The 12164-nt window shown below is 65.7% G+C and carries 12 protein-coding genes; all 12 read right to left on the reverse strand.

Going from position 1 to position 12164, the window contains the following annotated elements; translation table 11 throughout:
* Nucleotides 1-173 precede the first annotated feature (173 nt).
* A complete protein-coding gene (locus ACIBH2_RS27425) occupies nt 174-2720 on the reverse strand; it encodes an ATP-dependent Clp protease ATP-binding subunit (protein WP_397122485.1) in 2547 nt (848 codons plus the stop codon).
* A 238-nt stretch (nt 2721-2958) separates the two neighbouring features.
* Nucleotides 2959-3921, reverse strand: coding sequence for an esterase/lipase family protein (locus ACIBH2_RS27430; RefSeq protein ID WP_397122487.1), 963 nt, complete (start codon nt 3919-3921; stop codon nt 2959-2961).
* 93 nt (nt 3922-4014) lie between these two features.
* Nucleotides 4015-4569: a DUF1772 domain-containing protein gene (locus tag ACIBH2_RS27435; protein WP_397122489.1), complete on the reverse strand. Its 555-nt coding sequence runs from the start codon at nt 4567-4569 to the stop codon at nt 4015-4017.
* Nucleotides 4570-4721: 152 nt separating this feature from the next.
* The gene (locus ACIBH2_RS27440; protein ID WP_397122491.1) at nt 4722-5348 is read right to left on the reverse strand and encodes an FHA domain-containing protein; all 627 of its coding nucleotides are present in this window, start codon (nt 5346-5348) and stop codon (nt 4722-4724) included.
* Between the two features lie 199 nt (nt 5349-5547).
* Nucleotides 5548-5907 carry an Lsr2 family protein gene (locus tag ACIBH2_RS27445; protein WP_397122493.1) on the reverse strand — a complete coding sequence of 120 codons (360 nt, stop codon included), beginning with the start codon at nt 5905-5907 and terminating at the stop codon, nt 5548-5550.
* A 116-nt stretch (nt 5908-6023) separates the two neighbouring features.
* Nucleotides 6024-7490 (reverse strand): lysine--tRNA ligase, encoded by a 1467-nt coding sequence (lysS, locus tag ACIBH2_RS27450; RefSeq protein WP_397123049.1) that lies wholly within the window; start codon nt 7488-7490, stop codon nt 6024-6026.
* A gap of 223 nt (nt 7491-7713) precedes the next feature.
* Nucleotides 7714-8145 carry a rhodanese-like domain-containing protein gene (locus ACIBH2_RS27455; protein WP_397122495.1) on the reverse strand — a complete coding sequence of 144 codons (432 nt, stop codon included), beginning with the start codon at nt 8143-8145 and terminating at the stop codon, nt 7714-7716.
* Nucleotides 8142-8771 carry a cysteine dioxygenase gene (locus ACIBH2_RS27460; protein ID WP_397122497.1) on the reverse strand — a complete coding sequence of 210 codons (630 nt, stop codon included), beginning with the start codon at nt 8769-8771 and terminating at the stop codon, nt 8142-8144. Before ACIBH2_RS27460 ends, ACIBH2_RS27455 begins: the two co-directional genes overlap by 4 nt.
* A 191-nt stretch (nt 8772-8962) precedes the next feature.
* On the reverse strand, nt 8963-9754 hold the full coding sequence (locus ACIBH2_RS27465) for a type III pantothenate kinase (protein ID WP_397122499.1): 792 nt from the start codon (nt 9752-9754) through the stop codon (nt 8963-8965).
* A 16-nt stretch (nt 9755-9770) separates the two neighbouring features.
* A complete protein-coding gene (gene panD, locus ACIBH2_RS27470; RefSeq protein ID WP_397122501.1) occupies nt 9771-10190 on the reverse strand; it encodes an aspartate 1-decarboxylase in 420 nt (139 codons plus the stop codon).
* A 14-nt stretch (nt 10191-10204) separates the two neighbouring features.
* Nucleotides 10205-11131, reverse strand: a complete 927-nt coding sequence (gene panC / locus ACIBH2_RS27475; RefSeq protein ID WP_397122503.1) for a pantoate--beta-alanine ligase — start codon at nt 11129-11131, stop codon at nt 10205-10207.
* Nucleotides 11131-12060, reverse strand: coding sequence for a Rossmann-like and DUF2520 domain-containing protein (locus ACIBH2_RS27480; protein WP_397122505.1), 930 nt, complete (start codon nt 12058-12060; stop codon nt 11131-11133). Before ACIBH2_RS27480 ends, panC begins: the two co-directional genes overlap by 1 nt.
* Nucleotides 12061-12164 lie beyond the last annotated feature (104 nt).

The following is a 12164-nucleotide window of genomic DNA, read 5'->3' on the forward strand; positions in this document are numbered from 1 at the left end:
AACCGTTCCAGGATCGAACACGCACACCGTTCGAGGCCAGCGATTTTCCGGCGCGTCGTACCCACCGGCACCGGGCCACGCACGCCACGCGGTCTCCTCGACACAGCGAAAGCCCCGCTCACCATAGGTGAGCGGGGCTTTCGAGCCTTACCGCAGCCGCGAGGCAGCGAGCCTTACTCGCCGGAGGCGGCGGCCGCGTCGCCCGCGAGGGCGGCGACCGGCTTATCCGCTTCGGCGTCCTTCTTGGTCAGCTTCGCCTTGCCGGTGAAGGTGAACTTGGCGTTCTCGCCCTGGCCTTCGCCGTCCCAGCCCTCGACGTCCACCATGACGGTCTGACCGGCTCCCAGCTCGCCGAAGAGGATCTTCTCCGACAGCTGGTCCTCGATCTCGCGCTGGATGGTGCGGCGCAGCGGGCGGGCGCCGAGCACCGGGTCGAAACCGCGCTTGGCGAGCAGGCTCTTGGCCTGATCGGTCAGCTCGATCGCCATATCCTTGTTCTTCAGCTGCACCGCGACGCGGCCGATCATCAGGTCCACCATCTGGATGATCTGATCCTGGGTGAGCTGGTGGAACACGATCACGTCGTCGATGCGGTTGAGGAACTCGGGGCGGAAGTGCTTCTTCAGCTCGTCGTTGACCTTGAGCTTCATCCGCTCGTAGTTCGAGCCCTCGGCATTCGACTGCGAGAAGCCGAGGCCGACCGCCTTCGAGATATCCGAGGTGCCCAGGTTCGAGGTGAAGATCAGCACGGTGTTCTTGAAGTCGACCGTGCGACCCTGACCGTCGGTGAGGCGGCCGTCCTCGAGGACCTGCAACAGGGTGTTGTAGATCTCCTGGTGGGCCTTCTCGATCTCGTCGAAGAGCACGACCGAGAACGGCTTGCGGCGCACCTTCTCGGTGAGCTGGCCGCCCTCTTCGTAGCCGACGTAGCCCGGAGGGGCGCCGAAGAGCCGCGACGCGGTGAAGCGGTCGTGGAACTCGCCCATATCGATCTGGATGAGCGCGTCGTCGTCGCCGAACAGGAAGTTCGCCAGCGCCTTGGACAGCTCGGTCTTACCGACACCGGACGGACCGGCGAAGATGAACGAGCCCGAGGGACGCTTCGGATCCTTCAGACCGGCGCGGGTGCGGCGGATGGCCTTGGAGACGGCCTTGACCGCATCCTCCTGGCCGATGATCCGCTTGTGCAGCTCGTCCTCCATGCGGAGCAGACGGGTGGTCTCCTCCTCGGTGAGCTTGAAGACGGGGATACCGGTCCAGTTGGCCAGCACCTCGGCGATCTGCTCGTCGTCGACCTCGGCCACGACATCCAGATCACCGGAGCGCCACTGCTTCTCGCGCTCGGCCCGCTTGGCGACGAGCTGCTTCTCCTTGTCGCGCAGCCGCGCGGCCTTCTCGAAGTCCTGCGCGTCGATGGCGCTTTCCTTCTCCCGGCGCGCATCGGCGATCTTGTCGTCGAATTCGCGCAGGTCCGGCGGAGCGGTCATGCGACGGATGCGCATGCGCGCACCGGCCTCGTCGATGAGGTCGATCGCCTTGTCCGGCAGGAACCGGTCGTTGATGTAGCGATCGGCCAGGGTGGCGGCGGCCACCAGCGCGCCATCGGTGATGGAGACCCGGTGGTGCGCCTCGTAGCGGTCGCGCAGACCCTTGAGGATGTTGATGGTGTGCTCGACGGTCGGCTCACCGACCTGCACCGGCTGGAAGCGGCGCTCCAGCGCGGCGTCCTTCTCGATGTACTTGCGGTACTCGTCGAGCGTGGTCGCGCCGATGGTCTGGAGTTCACCGCGGGCCAGCTTGGGCTTGAGGATGGAGGCCGCGTCGATGGCGCCCTCGGCCGCGCCCGCACCCACCAGGGTGTGCAGCTCGTCGATGAACAGGATGATGTCGCCGCGGGTGTTGATCTCCTTGAGCACCTTCTTCAGGCGCTCCTCGAAATCACCGCGGTAGCGGCTGCCCGCGACCAGGGAACCCAGGTCGAGCGTGTACAGCTGCTTGTCCTTGAGCGTCTCCGGCACCTCGCCGTTGACGATGGCCTGCGCCAAGCCCTCCACGACGGCGGTCTTGCCGACGCCGGGCTCACCGATCAGCACCGGGTTGTTCTTGGTACGGCGGCTGAGCACCTGCATGACCCGCTCGATCTCCTTCGAGCGGCCGATGACCGGGTCCAGCTTGCCCTCGAGGGCGGCCTGGGTCAGGTTGCGACCGAACTGGTCGAGCACCAGCGAGGTGGACGGGGTGCCCGCCTCACCGCGGGTGCCGGATTCGACCGGCTCCTTGCCCTGGTATCCGGACAGCAGCTGGATCACCTGCTGGCGCACGCGGTTCAGATCCGCGCCCAGCTTGACCAGCACCTGCGCCGCGACACCCTCACCCTCACGGATCAGGCCGAGCAGAATGTGCTCGGTGCCGATGTAGTTGTGGCCGAGCTGCAGCGCCTCGCGCAGGCTCAGCTCCAGCACCTTCTTCGCCCGCGGGGTGAAGGGGATGTGACCGGACGGGGCCTGCTGACCCTGACCGATGATCTCCTCGACCTGCGAACGCACACCCTCCAACGAAATGCCAAGGGACTCCAGCGACTTCGCCGCGACACCCTCGCCCTCGTGGATCAGACCCAGCAGGATGTGCTCGGTGCCGATGTAGTTGTGGTTGAGCATCCGGGCCTCTTCTTGGGCCAGGACAACGACACGCCTCGCGCGGTCGGTGAACCTCTCGAACATCGCTCCCTCACTCTCCTGCTCCGCTATCTACGGCGTCCGGCGCTTCAGTGTTCGACTGAAGGCCAGCCTGCCATGAAGCCCTGGGGTTGCATCCCCCGCCTCCACTCTAGTTGGCAGGGGTTCCGCCCGTCGTCCGTCCACCCTATTGCGAACCGGCGACAGTACGACTCATTCCCTCATAACGGAGCTGTAGCCGGGAACGTTTCCGCCCCGGCTACGCCCACAGCGAACATACGAACTAACTGCCCGTGAGAGGCGGGATCAAACCGCATGGGACGTTACGAGGATGCGTCGGATCGAGCGCGTTCAGCGCGAAAGCGGCGGTCCGGGAACTTCCGGCGATCGCCATGTGATCGGAGAAGTCGGTCGGACAGCCGTCCTGCACCAGGATATTGGTGGCATTGGGGGCCGGGACCAACGCCACCGACGGGAAGACGCCTTCGTCATAGGTCGTCGCGATATTGGTGTAGGTCACCGAGGGCGCGTAGACGCCGTCGGCATTGAGGTCGTTCACGAACTCCGAGCCGCCGAGCATCTGCGGGCACGCCTGGCAGATCACGCCACCGGCGGCCAGATTGTCGACGCTGTCGGCGTCCACGCCGAGCTGGCGGCCGAAGGAGCGGATGACGTTCATCTGATCGCCGAAGATGCCCAGCCACGGCGGTGCGATACCGACGAACTTGTCGACCTTGCCCGCGCCGCCGAGCCGCTTGACGTAGTAATTGCCGACGGCATTGCCCTGCGAGTGCGCGATGAAGTCCACCCGGCCCGCGCCGGTCGCGGCCAGTACCCGGTCCACGAAGGCGCCGACCTGCGCGGCGCTGGTGGGCAGTGGCTTCATCCCGCCCATGGCCGAAAGGGGCCACGGCACTTCGAGACTGCCGTAGGTGAGCGCGAAGACGCAGTAGCCCTCGTTGGCGAGCAGCGGCGCGTAGGCGCCCCAGTTGGTCTGCGCGCCGCCCGCGGTGCCGTGCAGCAGGATCACCGGATTCGGGTGTGCCGCAGTGGGTTCGCACGACCAGTCGTTCGCGCCGGGCAGGGAGCCGCCCGGATTCGTGAGCTCGTAGGGGATTCCGGCGAAGAAGTTGTAGGTCACCGGGTACTGGGCCTGCGCCGGTGCGCTCACCGAGGTCCACAGTGCCGCCAGGATGGTCAGGATCAACAGTGATCCCGGTGAGCGCCGCCGCAGGGCACCTCGCATTTCCCCTCCAAAAACTAGAACGCGTTCCGGCAATGTAGCCGGAGCGCGTTCCAGTTCGGGGGCGTACCGATGGGTAACTATTACAACCTGTTACTAGTACGACATTTGGCGGGATATGCCAATGGAGTAGGTACCCGACGCCTCCGCCTTGCCGTGCTGGAGACCGGCCACGAACAGCGCGCCCAGCAGCGCCAGGAAGGCCAGGGTGTGCAGCACCGCGCGAACGATATTCCAAGCCACCCACGAGGATTCGAACTGCGCGCGCACCGCCGCCAGATCGCCGATGCTCGCCGGATCACCGGCCGCCATCAGCTGATCGTTGAGTGGAACGTTCAGACCCGAGGTCACCCCGAACGCGATCACGTTGAGTACCAGGCCGATCACGATCCAGACGAGCGTGGCGCGGACGTCCTTGCCCAGATGCAGCGCCGCGGCCAGAATGCTGAATCCGACCGTGCCCATGAACCCGATCATGAAGACCGGATTGATGATGACCACGTTGATCTTCTGCATCACGTCGATCATGGTTCGGTCGTCGGCGCGGTTGAGCGCGGGCATCACCGAATTGGCGTAACCGTAGAACAAGCCCGCGATCAGGCCGGTGGACAGAGCCGCCGCCACCAGAGCGGCCATCCGAAGCGCGAACATGAGAACTCTCCTGACTGGATTTCGACCCCTTGTGAACCGGGGCGATTACGACTCTCAGTCAACCGGCCGCGGGGCCGAGGCTCCATCGCTCAAACACTCGCAGACATGAGCCATCGTCCACCAGTGCCAATTTCGATCTTGTCGCGTGGGGTCTAGAGGTCTCGATCGGAGATGACGCCGCTCTGCATGGCCAAGCCCGCCAGGCGAACTCGCTTCTGGTTCTGCGGCAGATCCTCCACGCCGAATTTGGCGAACAGCGCGCGCAGGTGGGTCTTGATGGCGTCCACGCTGAGGAAGAGTTCGGCGGCGATCTGCTGATTCGAGGCGGGCGTCGCGAAACCGGCATTGTTCTTGTACGGGCGGCACAGCGCGATGAGCACCGCTCGTTGGGTTTCGGTGAGCTGGCGCAGGGTGGGCATGGTCGCGCCCGTGGAGGTCTGGGTGATATCCCCGGACGCGCCGGAGAAGTCGTGGAAGGTGACCCGCGTGGTGCCCATGCGAATGACATCGCCGGGGGCCAGGCGGTGGCGGCGGTCCAGTCGCTCGCCGTTGACGAAGGTGCCGTTGCGCGAGAGACCGTCGTCCACGATGGTCCAGTGCGCGACCAGGAACTCGACCGTCGCGTGCAGCCGGGACACCTCGACATCCCAGAACAGGGAGAGGTCCGCCTGGGGCGAGCGCCCGATGGTGACGCGGGGCTGCTCCGGGGTCAGCATCAGCTCGTGCTGGTTCCCCTGGTGGTCCTTGACCCGCAGGAATGATCCATGGAATGCGGTCACTGCGCCGATACCTCGTCTCTCAACCCAGCCAGTGACGTCGCTCGCACACCTCAATGGTGCCGTGCCGGGTCGGCACGAGCAAGATCGCACATTCGAGATGGGTACGCACTACCTATGTCTGGTTATGCGCAAAAGGTATGAAAAAACCAACCGCCGCCCGGGCTCGCACGAACACCCGAGCGGCGGTCGCGAATACCGACTACTTGGCGGCGGCCTTGTTGTACGCCTCGGTGATGTCCGCGGAGATACGTCCGCGGGCCGAGACCTTGTGCCCATTCCGGCGCGCCCATTCCCGAATCGCCGCGCTTTGTTCGCGATCGATCGAGACCCGGCTCTTCGGGCCCGCGGTCGCGGCCGTGGCGGCCTTGGTCCGACGACGCCCGCTCACTCGGCGAGCGGCGGCAACCCAGGTCTCCAAACCATCGCGCAACTTGGCCGCATTGGTAGTCGACAGGTCGATCTCGTACGAAACTCCGTCGATAGCGAACTCGATGGTCTCGTCCGCGATGGACTCACCGTCGACATCGTCAATCAGGCTAACGGTGACCTTCTTTGCCATGAGATGAACGTCCTCTCGAAATCGTGCGACCCGCAACTAGGCCGATTACCCGAAGTCAGAATACCGCTGAATTCCGATACTCCTGAAGTGGGTATCGGCAATGCAATCCGACGAACTCAACGAGCCGACGGACGCACAATTGGAAAGAGTATCGTTTCCCGGATTCCCAAGCCAGTCAGCGCCATCAGCAACCGATCGATTCCCATACCGGTTCCAGTCGTCGGTGGCATACCGTACTCCATCGCGGCAAGGAAGTCTTCGTCCAGACGCATCGCCTCATCGTCACCGGCAGCGGCCAAACGCGCCTGGTCGACGAAACGTTCGCGCTGGATCACGGGATCAACAAGCTCCGAATAGCCGGTTGCCAGCTCGAATCCGCGAACGTACAGATCCCACTTTTCGGTAACTCCTTGTTTGCTGCGATGCTGTCGCGTCAACGGGGAGGTCTCGACGGGGAAGTCACGAACGAAAGTCGGCGCATAGAGCTTGTCGCTGTAGACGTGCTCCCAGAGTTCCTCGACCAGTTTGCCGTGGCCGTAGCCCTTGCCCTCCGGAATTTCCAGACCGACTCGATCGGCCAGCGCCAGCAATTCCTCGACGGTCGTTTCCGGAGTCACTTCGACACCGATCGACTCCGACAGCGAGGGGTACATCTCCACGGTTGTCCACTCGCCCGAGAGGTCGTATTCCGTGCCGTCGGCGAGAGTCACCACCTGGGTGCCGTAGACCTCCTGCGCGACTTCCTGGATCAATTCCCGCATCATCTTCGCGGAATCGTCGTAGGTGCCGTACGCCTCGTAGGTTTCCAGCATTGCGAACTCCGGGGAATGCGTGGAGTCCGCACCCTCGTTTCGGAAGTTCCGGTTGATCTCGAAAACCTTCTCCAGACCGCCCACCACACAGCGCTTCAGGAACAGCTCCGGCGCGATGCGCAGGAAAAGATCCATATCGAGCGCATTGGAGTGGGTGACGAACGGGCGCGCGGCGGCACCGCCGTGCAGGGTCTGCAGCATGGGGGTCTCGACCTCGAGGAAGCCGCGGCGCTCCAGCGCGTTGCGCAGGGCGCGCACCGCCGCCACGCGGGTGCGGGCGTTCTCCCGGGCCTCGGGGCGCACGATCAGGTCCACATAGCGCTGCCGGACGCGGGACTCCTCGTTCATCTCCTTGTGCGCCACCGGAAGTGGGCGCAGCGACTTGGCCGCCATCGCCCAGGAATCGGCCATGACGCTCAATTCGCCACTGCGCGAAGCGATTACCTCGCCGTGCACGGATACGAAGTCACCCAGGTCGACATCGGCCTTCCAGGCCGCCAGCGCATCCGCGCCGACGCCATTGAGGCTGATCATGGCCTGCAGCTTGGTGCCGTCGCCCTCCTGCAGCGTCGCGAAGCACAGTTTGCCGGTATTGCGCATGAATATGACGCGCCCGACAACACCGACCTGCTGGCCGGTTTGGGTATCGGCGGCCAGATCCGGGTAGGCGGCGCGAATTTCGGCCAAGGTGTGCGTGCGCGCCACGACCACCGGATAGGCTTCACCTCCCTGCGCCAACAGGCGCTCCCGCTTCTCCTGGCGGATCCGCATCTGCTCGGGAACGTCGTGCTCGACAGCCGTTCGCGAATCGGAGGCAGCGGCGGACTTCGTTTGCCGAGCGGCAACCGAATCCGCGGCGGAACCGGGGGAAGAGGGATTGGGGGTGCTCACGAAGCACCACCTTATCGTGCGCGGGAAATCGTTTTACGGGCCGGGCGACCCTACGTAAGACATAACGACACGGCCACGATTCGGGTACGAAACGAAATTGGATTCACAGCCACGCGAGCGTGGCCACCTCGCGCTGGAAGTGCGGGGCGGTGGCCGCCACGGTCAGCAAACCGGCCGCTTTCAACGCTTGATATCCGCCCACCAGATCGGTGGCGCGGCGCAATCCCAACTGCTGCAGCGTCGCCGCCGCGAGACTCGAGGTGTAACCCTCCGAGCAGGTGATGATCCATTCCACATCGTGGTCGGTCGCCAGCGCCAAACGCGCGGAGCTGGCGGGGTCGAGCCGCCACTCCAGCACATTCCGTTCGATCACCAGCGCACCCGGGATGGTGCCCTCCTTGATGCGCTGCGCCTGCGGACGGATATCCACCAGAATCGCGCCGCGGGCCAACCGCTGCGGCAGTTCATAGGCGTAGACGCGCTGCAATCGCTGGCGCGCCTGCGCGAGCATGCCGTCGATGGTCAAGTGGCTCATTCCAGTTCACCTTCGGGCTGGTCGGTGAGAACGGTTCGGGTGCGGCGCAGCGTGCCGTGGCCGGTGACCTCGTAATAGGACATGGCCGACAGCGGCGGGGAATAGGCGTGCACGCTGAGCGTGGGATTCAAGGGGCCGACATCGCCCGCTTCGACATCGTCGGCACGAACGACGTCGTGCACCCAGCCGAGCGGAAACGCGGCCTGATCACCGGCCGACAATGTGCGACGGCGCAATTCGGTGCCATTCCAACGGAATTCGGAGAGGGTGCCGGAAAGAACGGTGAGCGCGCCGAGCGAACCGGCGTGATCGTGGAGTTCGGTGGACTTGTCGGCCACCCAGCTGATGAGCCAGACGTCCACCTCGTCGTCGGCGAGCAGCCTTACCGCCCAACGATTTTCGGTGGGCCACAGGCCATTGCCGGGCAGCAGGTGGTCGTAGCGGCCCGCGAGCACGTCCTCCGCGCCCTCATCGGTCAGACGCAGCAGGTCGGCAGGGCGTAGACGGGTCGGCAAGGCCGAGGCGGTCGCGCGTTCGGTGATCTCGGGCGGGAGCGCCGAGCCGGTGCGCGTAGCGGAGGACTCGGTGCGCGTAGCGGAGGACAGAGAAAGAACAGAGGAACGCATGAGCGAAACTCCAAGGAATGTGTGGTTGGTCGAGGGGCTAGAGGAAGCCTCGACGACAGCCGAGGCGAATCAGCCTCGACAACACTCCTGGGTGCTCACGCGGAAATACACGAGCGCGAGTCTAACAGCGCGATCCCGGAAAGCAACAGAGGCGTCTGGAGACGACTGCGTCACTTTCCGGGCGGTCGGTCTTATCGGCGGCGCTGCTGATTGCGCTCGTAGACCAAGCGCAGGCCGTCCAGGGTCAAATGCGGTTCGTGATGTTCGATGGTCTCCGATTCCGGGACGATCAGTGGGGCGGAGGCCCCCGTGGCCACCACGGCCACATCGTCACCCGCGAAGGCGTCGAATTCATCGCGAATACGGTCGATGAGCCCGTCCACCAGACCGGCGAAACCGAAGATCGCGCCGGACTGCATGCACTCCATGCTGTTCTTGCCCACCACCGAACGGGGGCGGGCCAGCTCCGCACGGCGCAGGGCGCTGCGCTCCACCAGCGCCTCGGTGGAGATCTCCACCCCGGGCGCGATGATGCCGCCGATGAACTCGCCCTTGGCCGACACCAGATCCACGCAGATGGCGGTGCCGAAATCCACCACGATGGCCGGATTGGCGTAGCGGTGATAGGCGGCCAGACAGTTCACGATGCGGTCCGCGCCGACCTCTTTGGGATTGTCGACGAGCAGCGGAATGCCGGTGCGCACACCGGGTTCCACCAGCACGTGCGGGACGTGGCCCCAGTAGCGGGTGAGCATTTCGCGGAGTTCGCGCAGCACCGGCGGCACCGTGGACAGCGCCGAAACGCCCGTCACCTGCTCGGCGTCCGCGCCGATGAGACCGCGCACCTGCAATGCGAACTCGTCGGCGGTGAACAGCGGGTTGGTGTGCATCCGCCAATGCCGTACGAGCTTGGCGTGCTCACCGCTGCCGGAGAACAGGCCGAGTTCGATGGAGGTATTGCGGACGTCGATGGTCAGCAGCATGGCTGGCCCCGCGCGCTCAGGCGAACGACAGCGAGCGCGGCGAGGTCAGGCCGGAGCCCTCCGGCGCGTGCGCCGGATCCGAGCCCAGCTCCACCTGGCGATTGCGGTCGTCGACGAAGACCACGCGGGGCTGGTACTGCTTCAGCTCGGCCTCGTCCATCATGCCGTAGGCGATGAGGATGACGAGATCGCCGGGATGCACGAGATGCGCTGCGGCCCCGTTGATTCCGATGACGCCGGAGCCGCGCTCCCCCGCGATGACATAGGTCTCGAGGCGGGCGCCGTTGTTGATATCGACAATGCAGACCTGCTCGCCCTCGAGCAGATCGGCGGCGTCCAGGAGATCCTGGTCGACGGTGACCGAGCCGACGTAGTGCAGGTCGGCGTGGGTCACCGTGGCGCGGTGGATCTTCGACTTCATCATGGTGCGCAACATCGTCGTCGCCCTTCCTAGAGAGATGCCCGGGCGGGCTGGTCGGGGGTGGTCGGATGGCCGTCCTGCGAGACGCCGATGGTGACGGCCATATTGTCGATGAGCCGGGTACTGCCGATGCGGGCGGCGATCAGCAGCCGGGCATTGCCCGCGGGCTGGACCTCGCCGAGATCGGAGCCGCGCAGCTCCAGGTAGTCGAGCTCGATCGACGGGGCTTGGGCGAGAACGTAGTTCGCGGCTTCCAGGACCTTGTCCGGGCCGAGACCGGCGGCATGGCGGCCAGCGGCCAGGGCGGCCGAGAGGACGGTGGCCAGTTCGCGCTGCTCGGGATCGAGGAAACGGTTGCGCGAGGAGAGTGCCAGACCGTCGGGTTCGCGGACGGTGGCGACCGGGACCAGCTTCAGGTCCATGTTCAGGTCGCGGACCATCTGGCGGATGAGGGTCAGCTGCTGATAGTCCTTCTCGCCGAAGAACGCCTCGTGCGGGCGGCAGATATTGAACAGCTTCGCGACCACGGTGAGGACGCCCGCGAAATGGCCCGGGCGGACAGCGCCTTCGAGTTCGTCGCCGAGCGGGCCGGGGTGGATGGTGGTGCGGGGACCGTCGGGGTACATGTCGTTGGCGCTGGGGGCGAAGACCAGTTCGACGCCCTCGGCCTTCAGGAGTTCGACATCCGCGTCCAGGGTGCGGGGGTACTTGTCGAGGTCCTCGTTCGCGCCGAACTGCAAGGGGTTCACGAAGATCGAGACGATGACGACCTGGTTGGTGAGCTTGGCGCGGCGCACCAGCTCGAGGTGGCCCTCGTGCAGTGCGCCCATGGTGGGGACCAGCGCGACCTTGCGGCCGACGCCGCGCAGGGCGGAGACGACCTTGCCCACCACGGCCGGATCGTGCAGCACGGTGAGTTCACCGGGGCGGTAGGTGCCCCGCAGTTTCGGATCCATCAGCGTCCTTCCAGCAGGTCCAGCAGGGCGGGATTGGTCTTGGCGCGCTGCGCGGCACGCAGGGATTGGGCGCGGTAACCGGCGGCCAGATCGGGGTTCAGAGCTTGTAGGGCCGTCAAGTGGGCGGCGACGGCGTCGACATCGCCGCGGGCGACCGGGCCGGTCAGGGCCGAGGGGCCGCGGCGCAGGGCATTGTCCAGTGCGGCCGAGGCCAGCGGGGCCAGCATGCGTTCGGCCAAGCCGTTGGGCTGATCGTCGATGACCTGCTGGCCCAGCAGGCCCGGCCCGGCCAGGGCGGCGCGCAGGGCCTCGACGGCATCGACAATCAACGTAACCAGGTGGTTGCTCCCATGGGCGAGGGCCGCGTGGTAGAGGGTGCGGTTCTCCTCGGCGACGCGCACCGGCTCGCCGCCCATCTCGATCACCAGCGATTGCGCGATGGCGTAGCCGATGTCGTCGGCGGCGGTGACGCCGAAGCAGGCGTTCGCCAGCCGGGCGATGTCCTCGTCGTGACCGGTGAAGGTCATGGCCGGATGAATCGCCAGCGGCAGTGCGCCGAGTGCGGTCAACGGCGCGAGAATGCCGATGCCGTTGGCACCGGAGGTGTGCGCCACGATGGTGCCCGGCCGCACGGCCTTTGCCGCCGCGAGACCCGAAACCAGCCCGGCCAGTTCGCTGTCCGGCACCGCCAGAATCAGCAATTCGCTGCTGGCCGCGACGTCTTCCGCGGGCAGAATGCGCGAATCCGGCAACCGCGATTCGGCACGCCGCACCGAGGCATCCGAAATAGCCGACACCCCGAACACCACATGACCGACACGCTCGAGTGCCGCACCCAACGCGGATCCGACACGTCCCGCCGAGACGATTCCCACCGTCAACCGTGCAGGCGCAGGGTCGGTCCCGCAGACATCCTTGTCCGAGGTCACCCTTGTCCTCTCGAAAGTTTCGTTCCAGTCCCGCGACACGCGGGTACCGGACGTTACGCGTCGAGAATATCGGCCCCGATTCGGCGGAGCCATCAACTGTGGGA

It is taken from the genome of Nocardia sp. NPDC050406, assembly GCF_044459025.1.
In the GTDB taxonomy this organism is placed as follows: domain Bacteria; phylum Actinomycetota; class Actinomycetes; order Mycobacteriales; family Mycobacteriaceae; genus Nocardia.